Raw genomic sequence first — 22,965 nt, forward strand, 5'->3', positions numbered from 1 at the left:
CTCAAGTCAATATAAAGGAAAGAGCGATGCAATTCTTTGATGATTCTTTGCACCCAGAAAATATGGATAAAGTGGTTATTACCGTTGCGCCTTATGGGCCAGAGTGGATGCCAGAAGACTTTCCAGAAGACATTCCTGTCACGATGGATGAGCAAATTCAAAAAGCAGTAGAGTGTTATGAAGCCGGTGCGACCGTCTTGCATTTACACGTCCGTGAGCTAGATGGTAAAGGTTCTAAACGTCTATCTAAGTTTAATGAATTGATTGCTGGTGTGCGTGAAGCTGTACCTGAGATGATTATTCAGGTGGGTGGTTCGATTTCATTTGCACCTGAAAGTGAAGGCGAAGCAGCACTGTGGCTAAGTGATGATACCCGACATATGTTGGCTGAATTAACCCCAAAACCAGACCAAGTTACCGTTGCCGTAAATACCACTCAAATGAATATCATGGAGTTACTCTATCCTGAATATTTGGCTGGCACCTCATTGGAACATCCTGGCATTCAAGCCGCTTATGCTGAAATGACTGTGCCAGCAGGTCCGGGCTGGTTGACAGAGCATCTTAAACGTCTATGCCAAAATGGTATTCAACCGCATTTCCAATTAACCGGGATGCATGGTCTTGAAACGCTAGAGCGTATGGTACGTAAAGGCCTGTATAAAGGCCCATTGAATTTGACTTGGATCGGGATTGGTGGTGGTTTTGATGGTCCAAATCCATTTAACTTCTTCAATTTTATTCATCGTGTACCTGATGGTTGTACCTTAACCTCAGAATCTTTGCTGAAAAATGTATTGCCAATCAATACGATCTCTATGGCAATGGGTCTGCATGCGCGTGTGGGTAATGAAGATACGATCATTGATCATCAAGGCAAGCGTTTCTCATCTGTACAGCAAATTGAGCAAACCGTACGCATCGCACATGAGTTAGGTCGTGAGATTGCAACCGGTAAAGAAGCGCGTGAAATTTATCGTATTGGTGTGCAGTACGACACCATCGAAGAAACCTTACTTGCCAACGGCATGGCGCCAAATCGCCAGCCTGGGCAAAAAGGTGTACCGCAACGTAAATGATCTAGGTCAGTCAGCAGTTAGACTGAAGTGAGTCAACTAAGACGATGACTACATTGCCAAACGCTTATGTAGTCGTCGTTAAGTCAATATAAATTATAAGAAATATAAGGCGGGCGATGGATGCCCATACATACACAACGCATAGGCGTCGTTGGCTGATCTGAACAAGGTGAGCGCAGTTGCGACGATAAAAATACAAGGAGTCCGTATGAATGCCAAACAGCCTACTGCCCAGCGAATGAATGTAGATACCTCGATGGGTATTTCTCGCCGTTATGCTTGGCTGGTTTTTGCCCTCACATTTGGTTTGCTGCTTTCAGATTACATGTCACGGCAAGTATTAAATGCAGTATTTCCTTTAATTAAAAGCGAGTGGGTACTCAGTGATAGTCAACTCGGCTTACTAAGTGGCATTGTGGCTTTAATGGTCGGTTTACTGACTTTACCTTTGTCATTATTGGCTGACCGTTTTGGTCGTGTCAAAAGCTTAACCATCATGGCGGTGTTGTGGAGCCTAGCCACGCTTGGCTGTGCGCTTGCCGAAAGTTATCAGCAAATGTTTGTTGCCCGTTTTATGGTGGGCGTGGGTGAGGCGGCTTATGGCAGTGTGGGTATTGCTGTGGTCGTGGCTGTGTTTCCTAAAGAGATGCGAGCAACGCTTGCCAGTGCTTTTATGGCCGGTGGCATGGTCGGCTCATTTCTTGGCATGGCATTAGGTGGGATGTTGGCCGAACATTATGGTTGGCGCTGGGCCTTCGGTGGCATGGCGCTATTCGGCTTAGTTTTGGCGACGCTATATCCGCTGATTGTCAAAGAAAAGAAAATTGTTTCGCCCAACTTAATGACTCCGACAGGAGAGAAGCTCGCTCAAATTAAGTCACCGCTGAAAACTTTGTATTCAAGTCGTTCTGTCATTGCAACCTATATTGCCAGTGGCTTACAACTGTTTGTTGCGGGTACGGTGATCGTATGGATTCCGAGTTATCTCAACCGCTATTACGGCATGAGTACGGATACTGCTGGCGGTGTTGCCGCGGTGATTGTGCTGTGTAGTGCCGTTGGGGCGGTTTTATGCGGCATACTTTGTGATCGTCTTGGGCGTACTCGTCCAGATCGTAAAGTCAGTTTAGCCATTGCTTTTTGCCTTGGAAGTTGTGTTTTGCTTTCGATTGCCTTTGCTTTACCCGCAGGCCGTGCGCAGTTGATCATGATTTGCCTTGGAGCATTCATTGTGATTGGGACCAATGGGCCAACCATTGCCATGGTTGCCAATTTAACCCATTACGCGGTGCATAGTACCGCTTTTGCCGCATTAACCTTAGCCAATAACTTTTTAGGGCTGGCGCTTGGACCGATGCTGATTGGGCGATTGTCTGATGTGATCGGTTTACATGCTGCATTTCAAATCATGCCATTGATGAGCATCGCCGCTGCAGCCATGTTCTTTTACGCTAGACGCCATTATCAAGCAGATGTGGAGCAATTAAATGGGCGGTATATGCAGCAGCCCAATGGATCGTGTGATGAACAAATTTGAACATAACGTGGATGAAAAATTATGACCCGTCAACTACAGATAGAGGTGTTTTTTGACTTTATTTGCCCATGGTGCTTGATTGGAAAGCGTCAGTTACAGGCCGCCATCATACAATTGCATCAGCATGATCCGAATGTTGATGTGAACTTGGTTTGGCGTGGCGTTCAGTTAATACCCGATATACCCGTTGATGGGGTTGCTTTTAAGACGTTTTATCTACAAAGATTAGGCAGTATCACCGCAGTACAGATGCGACAGGAACAAGTTCGTCAATCTGCACATACAGTTGGTCTTGAGATTAATTTTGATCGCATTCAGCGGATGCCAAATACCGCAAAGGTACATCATTTATTTGAACGTGCCTTAAGCGTTGGAACGGCTGCGCAATGCGATATGCTGCTTGAACAGTTATTTGCCGCATATTTTCATCATGGCAAAAATATTGGCGATCGTGCAGATCTCCTGAAGATTGCTGCATTTTGTGGTTTCTCTGGTGAGGCGCTTCACTATATTTTGAGCCCGTTGGATGACGCTTTTATTTCTGCAAATACAAATGGAAATGGGGTGCCTTACTTTATTTTTGATGGTCGTTTGGCTATGGCAGGTGCTCAGCCTGCCAATGTACTGTACCACGCAATGCTTGAAGCACTGGCAACACAAGGACAGTCAATATGAGCAGCCATTTTCAAGTGCCATTAGAAAAAGTGCCGAAGTCGGGTATGCGTACATTTCTGAAAATTGGCGATAAAACGATTGTCCTGTTTAATATCGATACGCAATTTTATGCGATTGATGACAGCTGCCCACATCAGGGCGCGTCACTATACACAGGCCAATTACAGGGGCGTTCCATCCAATGTTGTGCGCATGGTTTACGTTTTGATGTCGCCAGTGGTTATCTGTTGAATTCTACCCAGCTTAAAGTTGCAACTTATCCAGTAGAAGTGGTGAGCGAGCAAGTATTTATTGTGATCGATGCTGGAGCGCGACATGAATAATGCAACGCTTATAAATTTGCGTCAGCGTATAGGCGAATTACTCCCCGGTTTTTTGGTGAGTTTGGTCGTTGCCGCTGCTGCCACTTTTTTATCGGAGCATTATGGTGCTCCCGTGATGTTATTTGCATTGTTGCTCGGCATGGGACTAAATTTTTTATCGACAGACAGCAAATGTACTGCCGGAATCGAGTTTACTTCACGCACCATCTTACGTTTTGGGATTGCCTTGTTGGGGATGCGAATCACCTTGGAGCAGATCGCCTCACTTGGTTGGGGGATGACTGCCTTGGTGATCACCTCGGTGGTCGTGACCATTTTGGTTTCGATGGCTGCGGCAAAAGTGTTGGGCTTTAAAGGAATCTTTGGCATGTTGACCGGTGGGGCGACTGCAATTTGTGGCGCTTCGGCAGCGTTGGCATTGTCGGCCGCGTTGCCAAGTCATAAACAAAAAGAGCAAGCGACGTTATTTACCGTCATTGTGGTGTCCGCATTTTCAACCATTGCCATGATTGTCTATCCGATGATTGCCAATGGGCTTGAATTATCACCGATTGCTGCTGGGGTATTTTTAGGTGCCACCATTCATGATGTGGCACAGGTCGTGGGTGCAGGGTATAGCATGTCGACTGAAACAGGTGATACTGCCACCGTGGTCAAACTAATGCGTGTTGCAATGTTATTGCCCGTGATTGTTTGTGCGGCAATGATTACTCGGATGCAAGGTGCGGGTTCAACGGGGAAACGTCCACCGTTATTGCCGATGTTTGCGGTTGGTTTTATCGTGTGTGTCTGCATTAACAGTACGGGCTGGGTACCGGTGGTGATTCAAGCTGGGTTAAACGATTTATCTCGCTGGTGTTTGGTGATTGCGATTAGTGCCTTGGGGATGAAAACCCAGTTAAAAGCCTTGGCTGCTGTGGGGATCAAACCGATTCTATTGATGTTGGGCGAAAGCGTATTTCTGGTATTGCTGGTATTGCTATTGATGCACTGGTTCTTCTGAGCTTGATCTCAGCTTAAAATGGGCTTTGACGGAGATTCATCAACACAAAGCAAAGCCTATTTAAGCTCAAGGTCTTGGGAAATTAGGCCAGTAGTGCTTTATTACTATCGCGCCACGCAGTGGGTGCGATTCCAAATTGATTGATAAACCAACGGGTAAACGAACTTGGGGTTGAGTAACCCAAAATATCAGAAACATGACTCAGTGAATAATTGATATTTCTCAAATAACGAAACACCAAGTTGCGCCGTACATCATTAATTAAATCGCTAAAACTGGTCTGTGCTGCTTCTAATCGACGTTGTAGGGTCCGTACATTAATGCCATGTGTTTGCGCGATTTGGTCTAAGGTGGCACGGCCCATTGGCAGCAGTAAGTAGATGCTTTTACGGATATCAAAAATAATCGAAGATGGGCTTTCGGTTTGGAGGAGGTCGAGATAGCGCTGGGCATGATCTGCCATGGCGGTATTGGCTTGCGGATTGGCCGAATCAAGTTCAGCTGCGGTACAGACAATCCCATTAAACTCACTGCCAAACTTTAATGAACAACCAAAAACTCGACGATGCACAGAGAGGTCATTCGGTGCACTGTGGGTAAAGTGGATGCTTAATGGTTGCCATTTTTGAAACAACAATGATGCACAGAGACGATGCATCACCCCGAGCGCCAGTTCTGTCGACTGGCGGCTATACATCGAGGCATTGGTGACGACTTCTTGTCGAATAATCACGGTATTGCCATCCTCTTCGATATAAATCGCCAAGGCATTATTGAGAACGTTGCGATAACGAATCATGGTTTGCAGTGCGTCACGCAACGTGTGCTGATAATTGAGCAATAAACTAATTTCACCAAGATCGGAAAGTTGGCGGTTTTCTGCCATCTGTAATCCGAACATTTCGCAGCCACTGAGTTGCGCGGATTGTTCCAATAACGCAATCGCCTTGTCTACAGGGATGCGCTGTTTGCTGTCATTTAGTTGCGATTGATTGAGACCGACACTAGACAGTAAATGGTATGCGTTAAGGTCCAATCGTTGGGTAACGTCCAAATAATTTGTCAGCACTGCTCTATGCGCTAGAGGAATCACTCATCATCTCCTTATTTTTTAATTAACCTTACCTGGTCAGAACTTATTTATATCCAACTTGCCACGTCTGGGGAAGTCGTAACCCACGACATCACAAAACTATGACTGGGTATTTTTCGATTTTATAACTTATTGCACTGATTTGAGAGGATTTTGCTGCTTTAACGAAGCTTTTAAAGTGGCTGTCATCAAATGATAAGTGAGTGGCATTGAATGTACATTATTTGACTAGCCGAGTCTCTATTGTGGATATCAAATTTATAACATTTGTTGCACTTACTCGCGAGTGAGTTCGAAGGAATCGAGATGGAAAAAATACAGACCAAGGCAACCGTACTTATTATTTCGGGCTTGCGTGATCACGTGACCGAACATTGGCAAACCATACTTGAAGCTTGTTTGGTTAAGGTGCGTTCTGTACCGCCTGTGCAAACCAACAAGCTCAATTGTGCGCAACGCGTTGCTGCGATTCAAGCACAATTGGCTAGTATTGAAGGCCCGGTTATTTTGGTTGCACACAGTGCTGGTGTGTTAATGACCGTGCATTGGGCAACCAAGCATCAGCATGCAATTCAAGGTGCATTGCTGGTGACACCACCAGATTTAAACATCCGTTGGCCTGCAAAATATCCAAGCTCAGATACGCTTCGACTTGAAGGTTGGGATCCTCTACCCAATCAAATCTTGCCATTTCCAAGCATTGTTGTCGCCAGTACCAATGACCCCTTAGCCAGTTTAGCCGCAGTGACGGATATGGCAAATACCTGGGGCAGCCAGTTGGTGAACTTGGGGGAAGTTGGGCATCTCAATCCTGCCGCTGGTTTTGGTCCTTGGCCGCAAGCTGAACAGTTTATTCATCAGCTGGATCAGGGGCGAGCAACCTCAGTTGAAGGTTGAGCGCAAAGCTTGATCGAGGCTGGAATTGCGCTGAGCTAAGTGGCGGACAGCGTGGTTATTCAAACAATAAAAGTGATGTAAAGCGGTATTGCGAAGCCTGCGGGTACAGGGTGTACCACGGCTTCCTTTGATCTTTGTAGATCATGCGACGCTAGAACAGATGCAATAAAAAAATTCTTTTAGCGGCAAGTTACAACAACAAATATGGATATTTAAAGCAAACACATGAAGTGATTCATGGCTGTGCTTTTAAATAAAACGGCTGGTTTTTGAGCCAAATAAATCATATCTAAATGGAGCTGGTATGGTCAATAAAGCGATTTACGTTAATGGAACCACGGTCAAAAGCACAAAACTGAATTTACAAACCATGCAACACCTCAGTGTTGCATGTGGCTTGGTCTGTGCAATGACAAAAGGACATGCCGTCAGTTTTGAGGTGAATTCAGATTGGAAACTGGAAACCAATACCAGCCTAAGTTTAGGTGCGAGTTGGAGTATGCAAGATCCGTCCGCGGCATTAATGTTTAAACCGGATGCTGACAAAATAGGTCGATCTGGCAATGGCATTGATGTGAATGGTGACGATGGTCGGATGAACTTTGCAAAACATGATCGCATCTCACAAATTATCAAAGGTTTTACCGAAATTAAATTAAATGGGGTAGCGCAAGGTGCGGTACTGAGTAGCAAGTATTGGTATGACCATGCTTATGAGACTGGAAATGGTGATTTAAAAACATTTGATGATGCTGCTTGGCCAAGACTGGCAAAATTTAAAGGGATTGATTTGTGGGATGCCTATATTTGGAAGGATTTTGCGCTGAGTAATGGGCAAACTTTAAATGCTAAATTCGGGAAGCACAGCCTAAATTGGGGCAAATCTCAGTTTTTCCAAAATGGGCTTAACTCGGTCAGTGCATTTGATTTTGCGGCAATGAATAGACCGGGGGGTGATGTTCGGGAAAGAATCATTCCCGTTGAGATGCTCTCATTTTCTGCGGGTATTAATGACAAGTTAAAAGTTGAAGCTTTTTATCAATTTAAAGCGAGACCATCGGTATTGGATGGTTGTGGCACCTTCTTTGCGATTTCGGATATTTTCCCGGAGAACTGCGGTCCACTGTTGGTTGCAGGCGCTGGTTCATCCGATGCAGCCATAGAGCGCAACAGTTTTTTACCACGAACGGCCAGCCAGAAAGCCAAAAATGGTGGTGAGTATGGGATTGCGTTAAAACAGACGTTGCCTTGGTTAAACAATGCCGAATGGGGTGTTTACTTTGCGAACTACCACAGCCGCCTTTCGCATTTTGATGGCACCAGCGTGACTGCACCGGGGCCTGCGAACTTTAATACCGCGACTATTTTTTCGGTTTATCCCGAAGACATTAAAATGTATGGGATGAGTTTGAGTGGCAAAGTCGGCAGCACTATGATTTCTGCTGAGTTAAATCATAAGCCAAATATGCCCTTGCATTTTAACAGTACCGATATGGTCTATTCGCAAGTTCGATTTGATGACACACCATTTACCCCACCGGAGCAACAACTTGGGTTTAATGAGCTGGTGAATGGCTATGTGCGCTTACCCGTAACTCAGTTTTCGATTGCAGCAACGGATCGTTTTAGCAATGTACTCGGTGCAGAAAGCATGAGTTTACATGCCGAACTTGGGGTCAATCATATTGCGAATATTGGCAATCATCGTATTGGTCGCAGTGGGGCTTTTGGGCGGAGTGAACTCTCGACAGGGGCTTATAATCCTGAAACCCACGAATTTCAATGTACGACTTATGGATCGGGCAGCCTGAGCAATGAAGAAGTTGATCGCATTAATGAGCTTTACTGTAATCGAAAGGGTTTTTATAGCGACTGGTCTCTCGGCTATCGTGTGCATGCAGCATTGAGTTATAACGACTTAGTTCCTTCAACGGTGATCACGCCAAGTTTGATGTTCCGTCATGATGTGCATGGTTATGGTCCAAACTTTCAAGAAGGACAAATGGGCGTTGCAGTAGGATTGTCAGCAACTTATCAAAAAAAATATACAGCTGAACTGGCCTACAACACTTTTTTTGGCTCGAACGATTTTAGTGTATTAGATGATCGAGATTTTGCCTCTTTCGTATTTAAAGCCAAGTTTTAAGAGAAAATTATCTGGGTTAAATTCGCTGTGGTTGACCCCGCGATACAGCGCTCTATGCAAGCTGAACAGATCACCTCATCCGTTTAAAAGATGAAAATGATCGATAACGAAAAAATCGTGTAGCAATGATTCGGGGTGCAACGTTTGGAATTGGTAGAGCTGGTAAAGCAATAGAGATCGAAGGTTGGCAATATCCCCCTAAAACTAAAGGTGTTTAGGGGGGGATTTGCACTTAAGCTTTAAGCCTTAATCATGCAGTTTTTCTTTATTGATACTTTCGCGGTAATAACCACAGCCCTTGTACAATAAGAACACGCCAATAATGCCTGCAACGGTATTTACAATCGAAATTGAATTACCCACAAGTAAGGTATTTTCATAATAACGATCGGTAATTAAAGCCACTGCCGTAGTACCAACACCCAAGGCAATCAAATTTGAAATCAGCAAGAACTTGGCTGAAACTTGAGCACGGAGTTGATTGGGGGTGAGGATTTGCGTTGCAGCAGCAGACGCAGGAATTGGGAAGGTCGAGAAGAACATCGCCACAAAAATTAAGCCAAAAGACAGATAGATATTATCGACTTGGGTAAACAACACACTTGGAACGATTAGGGCGGCACAACCAATCATACCAGCACGCATGGCGGCATCACTGTAGCCACGTTTTGAGAAGAAGTCGATCAGCCAACCACAGAATAATGCACCTGAGGTATTGGCGATGAGAATAATACTGCCCAAGGCATAGCCTGTTTCACTGGCGGTTAAACCGAAGTGGCGCATATAAAATGCGGGTGCCCAGCCTAAAAGTGAATACAGCATCATGGTATAAAAAGAAAAACCAATGAAATGACAGAAGAACGTTTTTCTATGGGTGCGAATAAAAGCGACAGAGTTTTTGAATGAAGCTTTCATGACTTGACCATCCGCACCGACTTTTAAGCCCTTACGATGTGGTTCTTTTAAGGTCAAAATCATGGCTAAAGCCAACAGTACACCAGGTAGACCAACGATAAAGAAGGTCAATTGCCAAGTTCTGACTTGACCAATTACAGGAAGCACGATGCTATCAAAATCTTTTAATAGACCAATGACATAACCACCAATCAGAAACGCTAGGCCAGATCCGATAAAGGCACCAATTGCAAATACCCCCAAGGCACGACCAATTTTCTCTTTCGGAAATAAATCTGCCACGATCGAGTAAAAAGCAGGGGAGAGTGCCGCTTCACCTGCACCCACACTGAGACGGGCCAAGAACATTTGAATAAAGTTTTTACTCAAACCACAGGCTGCAGTCGCCAAACTCCAAAAGGCGATGCCAACGGCAATAATTTTAATTCGAGATTTTTTATCGGCTAATGCTGCAATTGGTACGCCCATAAAGGCATAGAACAAAGAAAAAGCCAGTCCTTGTAATAAACTGAATTGGGTGTCACTGAGCATCAAGTCTTGCTTAATCGGTTCAATCATTAAGGATAAGATTTGGCGGTCTACGAAGGACATGATGTAGGCGACCATACAAATCACCACCACATACCATTGATAGCGGCTGGTGTAAGCCGGTGGCTCCGGTGTGTTTGGAGTAGATGCGGTATTTTGTGGATTGCTAGGCTCTGGAGCGGCGTGTTCCAAGTTATTCCCATCCACTTTGGCCACGGCTAAAGATTCATCATTCATCATTGAACTTCCTGTCATGATTAGTGAAATAATATGATACTCAAATTTTAATATATTTTTAATTGATGTATCGTCTTGTCGCACTGTAAAAGGTCGCAGGCTATTCGTCAATCAAAATTATTAATTTTTAAAGGGTTTAATGGTTGTGTATCGATTATGAGGATGGATTCTTACGCAGTCTTGTGCCACTGCTTCGCTTTTCAAGACAATCCCTCCCGACCTCCCTTTTTCAAAGGGAGGAGCGTTGTGTATCAAACTCAGTATGATATTCAATGGAAATTCCCCTCTTTGGAAAAGAGGGGCTAGGGGAGATTGGGGGGGGGCTGAAAATTCAATGAAATTTGCATTCAGCCCTAAATTCCAAATCTAAAGAGGACTTAAATACCTTGTATTAAGCTCAAATAGATTACATATTTCGACTACATATATTTCTTAAATATTTGTGTCGATAACTATGCCCAAAGTGGAGAGGGGCTTTCATTGAGAAAGTCTCGTTGCAGTGCTTTGACCAGAAAACTAGAAAACAAGAAAACAAAAAAGGAATCTCTTGGATTCCTTTTCTGTTTTGGGCTTAGATCGAAGACGAGGGTTTATTCGCCACGTTCAACCAAGGTTAAAATGTCATAGGTTGCGACCAGTTCTTGATGTTGGTTTTTCACCTTGATGTCCCAAACCACCACGCCATGCGGTTTTTGGGTTGGGTCACGTAAGATTTTCGGAGTCTTTTGCTTACAGGTCAGTTCGACCTGAATGGTGTCGCCAATTTTTACTGGCTCGACAAAACGTAAGTTGTCCATACCGTAGTTGGCAATTACAGGGCCTTGTGCGGCATCCACAAACAGCCCCGCTGCGGCTGAAACCACAAAGTAACCATGTGCCACACGTTCACCAAACAGGGATTCTGCTGCTGCAATTTTGTCCATATGCGCGTAGAAGAAATCACCGCTGAGGCCTGCAAAGCTCACCACATCTGCTTCAGAAATGGTACGACGGGCAGTCAGTAAACGCTCACCGATACGCAATTCATCAAATGATTTTTTAAATGGATGAACGCGGTCTTCAAATACCTGTGCGCCTGCCGTCCAGCTATGACCTACTTGGGTCATTACGTTTGGCGAGCCTTGAATCGCAGTTCGTTGCATATAGTGTTTGACTGCGCGTAAGCCACCGAGTTCTTCACCACCACCAGCACGACCAGGGCCACCGTGGACCAAATAAGGCAGCGGTGAACCGTGTCCAGTACTTTCTTTGGCGCTGTCACGATCGAGGATGTGCAAACGACCATGCCATGGGGCAATTTTACTGACCAGCGCTTCAATGTTTTGCTCAACATTGCGTACGATCGACGCGACCAAGCTACCTTCGCCACGTGCAACCAAGTCAGACAATTCAGCTAGATTTTCATAAGGCATCAGTGTGCAGACTGGGCCAAAGGCTTCAACTTGATGTAACAACGGTGCTTGACTCGGTTGATCACAGCGCAACAACGTTGGTGGGTAGAAGGCCCCTTTTTCTGGGTGGGCAGCATCAATTGCTTTGCCTGCATTGAGGTGTCCGCCATAGACAATTTGTGCTTCTTGGCTGAGCAACTCAACTCGTGCTGCGACATCATGTTTTTGTTTGACACTGGCCAATGCACCCATGGTTACGCCTTCGCGTTCAGGGTCACCGACCACGATTTTATCAAGCTTGGCAATGAGGCGGCTTTGCACGGTATCGATCAGTGCAGTAGGCACAAAGGCACGGCGGATTGCAGTACATTTCTGTCCCGCTTTGGTGCTCAATTCACGGAATACTTCACGTACAAACAAATCAATGGTTTCGTCACTGGCGTCTTCGGTGAGGATCGCGCTGTTGACTGAATCGGCTTCCATGGTGAATGGAATTGAATATTGATTGAGGTGGGGATGGGCACGTAGCTTTTGACCAGTCGAGGCAGAACCTGTGAAGGTTACGGTGTCTTGTGGGCCAAGTTGTTCAAATAAATCATAGGTTTGACCGCAGATTAATTGCAGTGAACCTTCAGGGAGGAAGCCCGATGCATGAATGGCTTTGACCACAGCATGGGTTAGTTCCGCACCTTCAGTGGCAGGTTTGACAATACACGGCACACCTGCCAATAGGGTGGGTGCAATTTTTTCCAGCATGCCCCAGATCGGGAAGTTAAAGGCATCAATATGTAATGCAACCCCCGGCTTTGGAGTCAAAATATGCTTGGCGCCAAAGTTACCTTGCTTGGACAAAGGCAACCATGCATCTTCAACCCATGCAGTTTCATCACTGAGTTCACGACGAACCAAGCTTGAATAGGCAAATAAGGTCCCGATTCCGCCTTCAATATCAATCCATGCATCTTTGCGGGTACAGCCTGTGGCTTTGGCCAAGGTGTAATAGTCTTCCTTGCGTTCCAATAAGTATTGCGCAACTTGTTTTAAGGCATTGGCACGTTGATGGAAAGTCCACTGTGCAATGCTTGCGCCTTTGGTTTTTGCATAATTTACAATGGCTTGGGTGTCGATTCCATAACTGCTGACTTGATAAACTGCTTCGCCTGTAATGGCGTGATAGACCGTCCTTAAGTCTTGATCAGCATAATATTCCTGTCCACAGACCAATGAGCTTAAACGGGTGATTTGATCACTGGGCTGAGCGCTGTGTTGTGCATTCGATTCCTTGTTTTCAGTAACAAGCATCCTAAAACTCCTTTTACGATACGTTTTTAAATAAATATATTAAATATTGTTTCATAATTTGGAGAAAAATACAGAGGAAGTCAATCATATTTGTTGGGTTAAAGTTTTATATAAAAAAATATTAAATTTAAAAACGTTCAAAATCATAAACTTATATTATTTTGATTGGAAAATAAATATGATACCTAAAAATAGATATTGATTTTAACTGTGTATCGTATAGATTTATAAGCATAGACACTTGGGATAAGTGAGGGAAAAATGACAAATCGTGCGGAAGATTTCGATCGCGCTATTGAACAGGATGTTTCCATTGAGCCGAAAAACTGGATGCCAGAGGCTTACCGTAAAACATTAATTCGTCAAATTGGACAACATGCGCACTCGGAAGTCGTCGGGATGTTGCCTGAAGGGAATTGGATTACCCGTGCCCCAACCTTGAAACGTAAAGCCGTGTTATTGGCCAAAGTTCAAGATGAAGCGGGACATGGTTTGTACTTATACAGCGCAGCTGAAACCTTGGGTGCAGACCGTGATGACATGATGGATAAACTGATTGCGGGTCGCATGAAGTATTCGTCGATTTTCAACTATCCAACCTTAAGTTGGGCGGATGTTGCAGCGATTGGCTGGTTGGTTGATGGTGCTGCGATTGTCAATCAGGTGGCGCTGTGCCGGACCTCTTATGGCCCATATGCCCGTGCCATGGTGCGAATCTGTAAAGAAGAAAGCTTCCATCAACGTCAAGGTTTTGAAGCCATGATGGTGCTTGCCAATGGCACAGCAGCACAAAAACAAATGGCGCAAGATGCAGTCAATCGTTTTTGGTGGCCAGCTTTGATGATGTTTGGGCCAAATGATGACAATTCACCAAACAGTGCACAGAGTATTGCGTGGAAAGTGAAACGCTTTAGCAATGATGAATTGCGTCAGAAATTTGTCGATAACACCGTTTCTCAAGTATGGCAGCTTGGATTAACGGTGCCTGATCCAGATTTAAAATTGGATGAAAGCACCGGTCATTATCAGTTTGGTGAAATTAACTGGGCGGAGTTCTTCGATGTGATCGCGGGTAAAGGGCCATGTAATCAAGAACGTATTGATGCACGTCGCAAAGCATGGGAAGGCGGTAAATGGGTCCGTGATTCTGCTGCAATCTATGCGCGTAAACAGCAAGCCAAGCAAGATCAAAAAGTTGCTTAAGCAAGCCAAGATTTAATTAAGATTTGAAATAGGGAAGGATGAAAGGCATGGAAAATAAAAACAATTGGTCGCTGTATGAAATTTTTGTACGCAGCAAACAAGGCCTCAGTCACCGTCATGTCGGTAGCTTACGTGCGCCAGATGAAGAAATTGCATTGCAAAATGCACGTGATGTTTATACCCGTCGTAATGAAGGCATCAGTATTTGGGTGATTAAATCTGAATTGATTACTTCATCTCAACCAGATGAAAAAGAAGAGTTTTTTGAGCCGTCTTTAGACAAGGTTTATCGCCATCCAACTTTTTATCATATTCCAGATGGCATTGAGCACATGTAAGGGGACGGCATCATGAATCAGCAAGTATTAGCACAGTTCCTATTACATATTGGCGATAGTCAATTAATTTTGTCGCATCGTTTGTCTGAATGGTGTGGTCACGCACCTGAGCTTGAACTCGATATCGCAGTTGCCAATATTGGTCTTGATTTGTTGGGCCAGGCACGTAATGCCTTGACCTTGGCGGGTGAGCTTGAAGGCTTGGGCCGTGATGAAGACCAATTGGCTTATTTCCGTGGCGAGCGTGAATATTTTAACCTGTTGTTATGTGAACAACCGAATGGTGATTTTGCGCAAACCATCGTGCGTCAATGGTTGATGGATCATTATCATGCTTTGTTATTAGACGCATTGACGGGTAGTCAACACAAAGCAGTGGCAGCATTTGCGACCAAATCGCTGAAAGAAGTCAAATACCATATTCGTTTTTCAACGGCATGGATGGAGCGTTTAAGCCTTGGTAGCGAAGAAGCCCATCAGAAAATGCAACAAGGTCTAGATAACTTATGGCGCTATACCCAAGAGCTGTTTGCCTTGACCGATGCTGAAAAACAATTGGTGGCTGAAGGCGTGATTCCCGATGTGGAAGCGCTGAAAGCAACATGGAGCAGCAATGTTGAAGCGGAACTCAGCCGTTTTGAGTTGACTATTCCAGCACTTGGTGCTTATCGCAGTGGTGCCAAACAAGGGCTGCATACCGAGCATTTGGGCTTTATTTTGGCAGAGCTTCAGTATATCCAACGTTCATACCCCAATATGACGTGGTAATTCAATCCTAAGCAGCATCACAGGGAGTGGGCAGCATGAAATTAATTCGACATTGTTTAGATGAATGTTGGGATATTTTGGCAGACGTGTCTGATCCAGAAATCCCAGTTTTGTCTGTGCTCGACTTGGGCATGATTCGCGGTGTGGATTTAAATGAAAATGACGAACTGATTGTGCGTCTCACGCCAACCTATAGCGGCTGTCCAGCCACAGACCTATTAACCACAGAAATCACTCAAGCCCTAGAAGCCAAAGGCTTTAGCCCAGTGAAAGTGGTGGTGGATCTGTCTGAAGCATGGACCACGGACTGGATGAGTGCTGCAGGCAAAGTTAAGTTACAACAATATGGCATTGCACCACCACAAGGTGAAGCACATAACTGCGGTACCCATGTGGCTTTGGTTGATGGCATTGCCTGTCCACACTGCCACAGTACCGACACCAAACTATTAAGCGAATTTAGTTCTACAGCCTGTAAAGCTTTATATCAATGCCGCGACTGTTTAGAGCCATTCGATTATTTCAAATGTATTTAAACCGCATTTGAGCAATCGAAAAAAGGAATTTCACATGAGTCAATTTGTACCATTAACCATAAAATCAATCAGTGCCCAGACCGATCGTGCCATTTGTATCGCCTTTGAGCTGGCACCAGAACAGCGTTCAAGCTTTGCATATCAGCCAGGCCAGCATTTGACCATTCGCCATATCAGCGCAGGCGAAGAATTGCGTCGTTGCTATTCAATTTGCAGCGATGTGCAAGAAGACATGAGTATTGCGATTAAGCAAATTGAGCAAGGTCAGTTTTCAACTTGGGCCAATGACAACCTAAAAGCGGGTGATGTGCTTGAAGTAATGCCACCACAAGGTGTGTTCTTTCAAAAAGCCGCCAAAACCGGTGGTAAAAGTTATTTAGGTTTTGCGGCAGGCAGTGGCATTACCCCAATTTTATCGATTGTAAAATCGGTGCTCTTACAACAAGATGATGCGCGTTTTACTTTGATTTATGGCAATCGCACATGGAAGCAAACCATGTTCGCTGAACAGATCATGGATTTAAAAGATCGCTTTAAAGAGCGTTTTCAACTGATCAATGTATTCTCGCGTGAAATGAATGACAGCCCATTGTTTAATGGCCGTATTGATGCCGAGAAACTCCAGTTGCTTTATCAAAATGGTTTGATTACCCAAGACATCGATCATTGTTTTGCCTGTGGTCCAGAAGAAATGATGGAAGCAGTTGAAACGGTATTGCCCGCACTGGGGATTGAACGTCATAAAATTCACACGGAACGCTTCAATACTGGGCCTGTGGTTAAAGCCACTGCTGCGCAAATTGCGCAACGTTCGGATGAGTTGGTGCATGTACTGCTTGATGGTCGTGAACTTTTGGTTGAAGTCTCAAAAGAAGATGACAGCATTTTAGATGCCGCTTTACGTGCAGGTGCGGATTTGCCTTATGCCTGTAAAGGTGGGGTATGTGCGACTTGTAAATGTAAGGTGCTTGAAGGTGAAGTGGAAATGGCGATCAACTACAGTTTAGAAGCCGAAGAATTGGCCAAAGGCTATGTGTTGAGCTGCCAAGCACGCCCAGTCACCGCCAATGTTCGTTTAAGTTTTGATGAGTAGCAGTAACAGACCCGTAAGCGAACAGTAAGAGCGTCGTAAGAGAAGAGTAAGAGAGCAGTAACATAACTGTAAAACCATAAGTCATAAGGATGACTTGAGTCACAAGGACGATGCAGATGGACTATATACGCAGCAGTAGCAACGATGCAGGCGTGGTGTTGATTGAATTAAATCGCCCCGAAAAGCGCAATGCACTCAACAATGCCACCTTAAAACAATTGGCGGATTTGCTGAGTGAGATTGAGCAAGACCCTGCATTACGCGTCGTGGTATTAACTGGAAATGTGCAATGTTTTGCGGCCGGTGCCGATTTAAATGAATTGGCGCAAATGGATGCGGTCAGCTTGCAACAAGATCCGCGTCCATTGTTGTGGAAACGCATCGATGAATTTTCCAAACCATTGATCATGGCTGTCAATGGCTATGCTTTGGGAGCTGGCTTCGAACTGGCACTGCATGCCGATATCGTGCTTTGTGGTGAAAATGCACAGTTTGCCTTGCCTGAAATTGGCTTGGGCATGTTACCGGGCGCAGGCGGAACGCAGCGTTTAGCCCGCTTGGTGGGCACACAACTGTGTATGCGTTGGGCGATGACCGGGCAAATGATTTCAGCGCGCGTGGCATTGCAGCATGGCATTGTCAGTCAAGTCTGTCCGAGCGATTTAACCGTACAATATGCGCAAGATTTGGCAAACAGTATTGCCAAGCAAGCGCCACTGGCCATTCGTGCCATCAAACAATCCTTAAAAAGTATTCATGAAGTCACGCTCAGCCAAGGCCTAAAAATGGAGCGTCAGCATTTTGTCTGGTTGGCCGCCACACAAGACCGTAACGAAGGCATTCAAGCTTTTTTAGAAAAAAGAAAACCGCAATTTAGAGGTGTGTAATGGACGACCAAACCATACGTGTAGATGTTCGCAATGCAGTCGGATACTTGACTTTTAACCGTCCGAAACAACTCAATAGTTTTAATGAAATCATGCATCAAGCTGTGGCACAGACCTTAAAAGCGTGGTCTAAAGACCCTGCGATTCGTGCGGTGGTGATTAGCGGTGAAGGCCGTGGTTTCTGTGCAGGACAAGACCTAAATGATCGTGTGGTTGATCCAAACTCAGCCTCACCAGACTTGGGTCTATCGATTGAAAAATATTATAACCCGATGATCAAAATGATCACCGAAATGCCAAAGCCTGTGATCTGCGCAGTGAATGGTGTTGCCGCAGGTGCAGGTGCCAACATTGCCTTGGCCTGTGACATCGTGATTGCAGCCAAGTCAGCCAGTTTTATCCAAGCCTTTTGTCGTTTGGGTTTGGTGCCAGACTCTGGTGGGACCTGGATTTTACCGCGTTTGGTTGGTCGTGCGCAGGCGATGGGCTTGGCAATGTTGGGCGATAAAATTCCCGCAGAGCGTGCGGTGCAATTGGGTATGATTTGGCAAGTGGTCGAAGATGATCAATTGAGCACCGAAGCTGAAAAGTTGGCAGAGCATTTGGCTAAGCAACCGACTTATGGGTTGTCTTTGATTAAAAAAGCCATTCATGCCGCAGCAGACAATAGCTTAGATGAACAATTAATACTGGAGCGTGATCTACAGCGTTTAGCGGGTCGTTCCAGTGATTATCGTGAAGGTGTACAAGCCTTTATGCAAAAACGTACCCCTGAATACACAGGATGTTAAGCATGCAAGCAATCGACTTTTCACAGGCCAAAGTGGCGGTGATCGGTGCAGGCACCATGGGCATTGGCATTGCGCAATTGGCAGCCATGCATGGGCATGCCACCGCATTATTCGATTTAGATCGCAGCAAGTCTGAACAAGCCGTGGCCCAGTTGACCGAGCAGTTAGCCAAACGCGTCGCTGCCGGTAAAATGACGGCGGAACTGCGTGATCTGACTTTGGCGAATTTGAGCATCACAGCTGACATTCAGCAATTGGCAGATCGTGATCTGATCGTTGAAGCGATTGTTGAAAATAAAGCGGTGAAGCAGCAACTGTTTCAGCAATTGGCAGCAATATGCGCGAGCAACTGTGTATTTGCATCGAATACCTCTTCGATTTCAATTACCGCGATTGCTGCGGAAGTGCCACAGCCTGAACGGGTGATCGGCCTGCATTTCTTTAATCCAGCACCAGTGATGAAGCTGGTGGAAATTATTCGTGGATTAAAGTCGAGTGATGCGATTGCACAAGGTTTGTTAAGCTTGATGCAGGGCTGGAATAAAGTGGCAGTACTGGCCAAATCGACCCCTGGTTTTATTGTGAATCGGGTCGCGCGTCCCTATTATGCCGAAGCTTTTCGTGCGCTACAGGAACATGCCACCCAGACCGCAGAACTTGATTTTATTCTGCGTGAATGTGGTCGCTTTGCCATGGGACCATGTGAACTCACCGATTTAATTGGTCAAGATATCAATTTCTCAGTGACGCAAAGTGTTTACCAAGAATTTTTTTATGAGCCGCGCTATCGTCCATCACTGGTACAAAAAGAGTTGGTCGATGCAGGCAGCCTCGGCCGTAAATCGGGTCAAGGTTTTTATGACTATAGCACTGCGGTGCGTCAACCTGAGTATCAGCTAGAAAGCGTTGAAGCGGTTGAAGTGCTGAACCTTGCTCAATTACAGCTTGATATCTCTGGACTCTCAGACTGTTTACAGGGATTAAAGCAACGTATTTTGGACTGTCCTGCTTTGGTGGCACAGTTAAGTACAGACAGCATTGCGTCCTCTGCGACGGCTTCCGACCATGCAGACAAGCATGCAACGAATACGCTGATAACAAATCAAATCCGTATTGATGATATTGACTTACGTTTAACTCAAGGGGATTCAGTCGATCTGGATCACAATCAAGCCAAAGTGGTGTTGATGGACTGGCATGGTGATTGGCAGCAAGCCAAAGCCGTAGTGTTGGTAGCATCGGTGGCTTGTAATGATGCAGACTGCGCAAAAGTGAACAGTGTGTTTCAAGCCCTCAATGTGGTCGTCATTTGGACTCAAGACCATCCGGGCTTATATGCCATGCGCAGCATTGCAATGTTGGTCAATGAAGCCAGTGAGGCGGTGTTGCATCAAATTGCCACAGCCGAAGACATTGATTTGGCGATGAAATATGGCGTGAACTATCCCAAAGGGCCATTCCAGTGGGCAGATCAATTGGGGTATGCCACGATTTTAACCGTATTGAATAACTTGTATCGCATCTATGCGGAAGAACGTTATCGCCCGAGTTTATATCTACAGAAACAAGCCGCACTTGAGCAGGGTATGGCTTCACAAAACATCGCACTGCAAAGCTTGCAGGCGCAGCAGGCAAGCCAAGGATGAAGAACATGGAACAGGTTTTTATTTGTGATGCAATTCGTACGCCAATCGGCCGTTATGCCGGTGCACTCAGCGGGATTCGTCCTGATGATTTGGCTGCCTTGCCGATACAATATTTAAAAAATAAACATCCCGATTTAGCGTGGGATCAGCTAGATGAAGTGATTTTCGGTTGTGCTAACCAAGCCGGTGAAGACAACCGTAATGTTGCGCGTATGGCAACTTTGCTGGCTGGGCTACCCGAATCTGTACCTGCGATTACTTTAAATCGACTGTGTGCTTCAGGGCTTGATGCCATTGGTTTTGCCGCACGTAGTATTAAAGCGGGTGAAGCACAGTTTGTTTTGGCTGGTGGGGTTGAGTCGATGAGCCGCGCACCCTATGTGCAGTCCAAGCCGACCAGTGCTTTTTCACGCGCACCAGAAATTTTTGATACCACCATAGGTTGGCGTTTTATCAATCCAAAATTCAAAGCCAATTTTGGGGTGGACAGCATGCCAGAAACGGCTGAACATGTTGCTGAAAAATATCAGATTAACCGTGCTGATCAAGATTTATTCGCCTATCGCAGTCAACAAAAAACCGCACAAGCCCAGCAAAATGGCATTTTTGATATTGAAATTATGCCCGTTGAGGTCGCAGGACCGAAAAAAACCACGCGTATTTTTGATCAAGATGAACATCCACGTGCAGATACCACTTTGGCAGCCCTTTCAGCCTTAAAAACACCGTTCCGTCGTGAAGGGGGCAGTGTTACCGCAGGCAATGCTTCGGGTGTCAATGATGCCGCAGCCTGTGTAATGCTGGCCAATGCTGCCTTTGTGGCTGAACAGGGTTTAACCCCAATGGCCAAAATCTTGGGCATTGCCAGTGCGGGTGTTGAAGCCAAGTATATGGGCATTGGACCAGTGCCTGCGGTGGAAAAAGTTTTGGCGCAGACAGGCCTCAGCCTCGATCAAATCGATGTTATTGAATTAAATGAAGCTTTTGCAGCACAGTCACTTGCAGTAATGCGTGGTTTAGGTTTAAAAGATGATGACCCACGGGTGAATCCCAATGGCGGTGCGATTGCCTTAGGTCATCCTTTAGGTATGAGTGGGACGCGTTTGGTGATCACTGCCATGCATGAATTAAAAAGAAACAATGGGAAATACGCGCTCTGCACCATGTGTGTAGGTGTTGGACAAGGTGTTGCACTAATTTTAGAAAATGTGGGCTGAGCATAGTCTGTAGTTGATTTAACAGTCAGGACGACTGTTCAAGGAGTTGAGAACATGAATAATAATGCATTAGAAAGCATTGAAAAAGCATCGATAGACGAGCTACGTAGCCTGCAATTACAACGTATGAAGCAAACGCTGCAACATGCTTATCAAAATAGCCCAGTCTATAAAAAGAAATTTGATGACGCAGGAGTACATCCTGAAGATTTAAAATCTTTGGATGATTTAGCGAAGTTTCCATTCACCACCAAAAGTGATTTAAGAGATAACTACCCCTTTAATATGTTTGCAGTACCGCAAGAAAAAATCGTGCGGGTTCATGCATCTTCGGGCACCACAGGTCAGCCGACTGTGGTGGGTTACACCCAAAAAGACATCGATACTTGGGCGGATATGGTGGCGCGTTCATTGCGTGCAGCGGGTTTGACCAACAAAGATATTATCCAAGTTTCCTATGGCTACGGTTTATTTACCGGTGGCTTGGGGGCGCATTATGGGGTAGAGCGTCTTGGTGCAACGGTGATTCCGATGTCAGGTGGACAAACCGACCGTCAAGCACAGTTGATTCATGACTTTAAACCGACTGCATTGATGGTGACGCCATCCTATTGCTTTAATATTATTGAAGCTTTAGAAGAAAAGTTTGGCACAGCCAAAGACTGTTCGATTAAAACCGGTGTGTTTGGTGCAGAGCCGTGGACCAATGAAATGCGCCGTGAAATTGAAGAGCGTATGGGTATTGATGCTTTAGATATTTATGGTTTGTCTGAAGTGATGGGCCCCGGTGTGGCGATGGAATGTCTGGAAAGCAAAGACGGTCCAACCATTTGGGAAGATCATTTCTATCCTGAAATTATCAATCCAGATACAGGTGAAGTTTTGGCGGATGGTGAGTTGGGTGAATTGGTATTTACCACGATTACCAAAGAAGGCATGCCGGTGATTCGTTATCGTACCCGTGATTTAACCCGTTTATTGCCAGGCACTGCACGTACGATGCGCCGTATGGACAAGATCATGGGCCGCAGTGATGATATGATGATTATCCGTGGTGTAAATGTGTTCCCATCTCAATTGGAAGAACAGATTTTAACCGTTCCGGGGCTGATTCCAAATTATCAGATTCATATTTGCAAGAAAGGGCATATGGATGCATTGCATATTCGCACAGAAATGCAGCAAAATATGCCTGCAACTATGGGCCCGCAATTGGCGCAACAATTGAAAACCCGTATTAAAACCATGGTGGGTATTAGTGTTTCTGTCGAGGTGTTGGGTGCTGGTTCACTCCCGCGCTCAGAAGGCAAAGCACAACGTGTTTTTGATCTTCGACAGTCCGCATAGAACTCCTTGAGAA

General features: G+C 45.3%; 20 protein-coding genes. 17 read left to right on the forward strand and 3 right to left on the reverse strand.

Features of this window, described 5'->3' with window-relative positions:
* Positions 1-26: 26 nt before the first annotated feature.
* The 5 genes from FD716_RS04395 to FD716_RS04415 all read left to right on the forward strand — a co-directional run bounded on the left by FD716_RS04395 (position 27) and on the right by FD716_RS04415 (position 4,617).
* Entirely contained in the window at positions 27-1,079 is a 1,053-nt protein-coding gene (locus tag FD716_RS04395; RefSeq protein ID WP_139851143.1) for a BKACE family enzyme, read from the forward strand.
* Positions 1,080-1,287: 208 nt separating this feature from the next.
* Complete coding sequence (locus FD716_RS04400) at positions 1,288-2,616, forward strand: MFS transporter (RefSeq protein WP_139851144.1); 1,329 nt, start codon at positions 1,288-1,290, stop codon at positions 2,614-2,616.
* 18 nt (positions 2,617-2,634) lie between these two features.
* On the forward strand, positions 2,635-3,291 hold the full coding sequence (locus FD716_RS04405; protein WP_139851145.1) for a DsbA family oxidoreductase: 657 nt from the start codon (positions 2,635-2,637) through the stop codon (positions 3,289-3,291).
* Positions 3,288-3,614, forward strand: a complete 327-nt coding sequence (locus tag FD716_RS04410) for a Rieske (2Fe-2S) protein (protein ID WP_139851146.1) — start codon at positions 3,288-3,290, stop codon at positions 3,612-3,614. The genes FD716_RS04405 and FD716_RS04410 overlap by 4 nt, the downstream gene beginning before the upstream one ends.
* Positions 3,607-4,617 carry a YeiH family protein gene (locus tag FD716_RS04415; protein WP_139851147.1) on the forward strand — a complete coding sequence of 337 codons (1,011 nt, stop codon included), beginning with the start codon at positions 3,607-3,609 and terminating at the stop codon, positions 4,615-4,617. The genes FD716_RS04410 and FD716_RS04415 overlap by 8 nt, the downstream gene beginning before the upstream one ends.
* A gap of 82 nt (positions 4,618-4,699) precedes the next feature.
* Here the strand turns inward: FD716_RS04415 and FD716_RS04420 are convergent, their stop codons facing one another.
* Positions 4,700-5,710, reverse strand: coding sequence for an AraC family transcriptional regulator (locus FD716_RS04420; protein ID WP_139851148.1), 1,011 nt, complete (start codon positions 5,708-5,710; stop codon positions 4,700-4,702).
* Positions 5,711-6,016: 306 nt separating this feature from the next.
* On the opposite strand from FD716_RS04420, the gene FD716_RS04425 reads away from it, so the two are divergent.
* Both FD716_RS04425 and FD716_RS04430 read left to right on the forward strand, forming a co-directional pair.
* Complete coding sequence (locus FD716_RS04425) at positions 6,017-6,607, forward strand: RBBP9/YdeN family alpha/beta hydrolase (RefSeq protein ID WP_139851149.1); 591 nt, start codon at positions 6,017-6,019, stop codon at positions 6,605-6,607.
* A gap of 370 nt (positions 6,608-6,977) precedes the next feature.
* Positions 6,978-8,753: a DUF1302 domain-containing protein gene (locus FD716_RS04430; protein WP_407641916.1), complete on the forward strand. Its 1,776-nt coding sequence runs from the start codon at positions 6,978-6,980 to the stop codon at positions 8,751-8,753.
* Between the two features lie 246 nt (positions 8,754-8,999).
* On the opposite strand, the gene FD716_RS04435 is transcribed toward FD716_RS04430, so the two are convergent.
* Positions 9,000-10,436 carry a spinster family MFS transporter gene (locus tag FD716_RS04435; RefSeq protein WP_139851151.1) on the reverse strand — a complete coding sequence of 479 codons (1,437 nt, stop codon included), beginning with the start codon at positions 10,434-10,436 and terminating at the stop codon, positions 9,000-9,002.
* 587 nt (positions 10,437-11,023) lie between these two features.
* The gene (paaZ, locus tag FD716_RS04440; protein WP_139851152.1) at positions 11,024-13,126 is read right to left on the reverse strand and encodes a phenylacetic acid degradation bifunctional protein PaaZ; all 2,103 of its coding nucleotides are present in this window, start codon (positions 13,124-13,126) and stop codon (positions 11,024-11,026) included.
* A 261-nt stretch (positions 13,127-13,387) separates the two neighbouring features.
* Here paaZ and paaA point away from each other — a divergent pair, with 261 nt between their 5' ends.
* The 10 genes from paaA (at position 13,388) to paaK (ending at position 22,952) form a co-directional block, all read left to right on the forward strand.
* Entirely contained in the window at positions 13,388-14,329 is a 942-nt protein-coding gene (gene paaA, locus FD716_RS04445; RefSeq protein WP_139851153.1) for a 1,2-phenylacetyl-CoA epoxidase subunit PaaA, read from the forward strand.
* Positions 14,330-14,376: 47 nt separating this feature from the next.
* Complete coding sequence (gene paaB / locus FD716_RS04450; RefSeq protein WP_139851154.1) at positions 14,377-14,667, forward strand: 1,2-phenylacetyl-CoA epoxidase subunit PaaB; 291 nt, start codon at positions 14,377-14,379, stop codon at positions 14,665-14,667.
* Between the two features lie 12 nt (positions 14,668-14,679).
* The gene (gene paaC / locus FD716_RS04455; protein ID WP_139851155.1) at positions 14,680-15,435 is read left to right on the forward strand and encodes a 1,2-phenylacetyl-CoA epoxidase subunit PaaC; all 756 of its coding nucleotides are present in this window, start codon (positions 14,680-14,682) and stop codon (positions 15,433-15,435) included.
* Positions 15,436-15,470: 35 nt separating this feature from the next.
* A complete protein-coding gene (gene paaD, locus FD716_RS04460) occupies positions 15,471-15,971 on the forward strand; it encodes a 1,2-phenylacetyl-CoA epoxidase subunit PaaD (protein ID WP_139851156.1) in 501 nt (166 codons plus the stop codon).
* A 34-nt stretch (positions 15,972-16,005) separates the two neighbouring features.
* Positions 16,006-17,064: a 1,2-phenylacetyl-CoA epoxidase subunit PaaE gene (paaE, locus tag FD716_RS04465; RefSeq protein ID WP_139851157.1), complete on the forward strand. Its 1,059-nt coding sequence runs from the start codon at positions 16,006-16,008 to the stop codon at positions 17,062-17,064.
* Positions 17,065-17,180: 116 nt separating this feature from the next.
* Complete coding sequence (locus FD716_RS04470) at positions 17,181-17,951, forward strand: enoyl-CoA hydratase-related protein (protein WP_139851158.1); 771 nt, start codon at positions 17,181-17,183, stop codon at positions 17,949-17,951.
* Complete coding sequence (gene paaG, locus FD716_RS04475) at positions 17,951-18,742, forward strand: 2-(1,2-epoxy-1,2-dihydrophenyl)acetyl-CoA isomerase PaaG (RefSeq protein ID WP_139851159.1); 792 nt, start codon at positions 17,951-17,953, stop codon at positions 18,740-18,742. Before FD716_RS04470 ends, paaG begins: the two co-directional genes overlap by 1 nt.
* A gap of 2 nt (positions 18,743-18,744) precedes the next feature.
* Positions 18,745-20,388: a 3-hydroxyacyl-CoA dehydrogenase gene (locus tag FD716_RS04480; RefSeq protein ID WP_139851160.1), complete on the forward strand. Its 1,644-nt coding sequence runs from the start codon at positions 18,745-18,747 to the stop codon at positions 20,386-20,388.
* 5 nt (positions 20,389-20,393) lie between these two features.
* Positions 20,394-21,605, forward strand: a complete 1,212-nt coding sequence (gene pcaF / locus FD716_RS04485) for a 3-oxoadipyl-CoA thiolase (RefSeq protein WP_139851161.1) — start codon at positions 20,394-20,396, stop codon at positions 21,603-21,605.
* A 54-nt stretch (positions 21,606-21,659) separates the two neighbouring features.
* Positions 21,660-22,952 (forward strand): phenylacetate--CoA ligase PaaK, encoded by a 1,293-nt coding sequence (paaK, locus tag FD716_RS04490; RefSeq protein ID WP_139851162.1) that lies wholly within the window; start codon positions 21,660-21,662, stop codon positions 22,950-22,952.
* The last annotated feature ends 13 nt before the right edge of the window (positions 22,953-22,965 follow it).

Origin of the sequence: Acinetobacter pullicarnis (assembly GCF_006352475.1) — a bacterium.
In the GTDB taxonomy this organism is placed as follows: domain Bacteria; phylum Pseudomonadota; class Gammaproteobacteria; order Pseudomonadales; family Moraxellaceae; genus Acinetobacter; species Acinetobacter pullicarnis.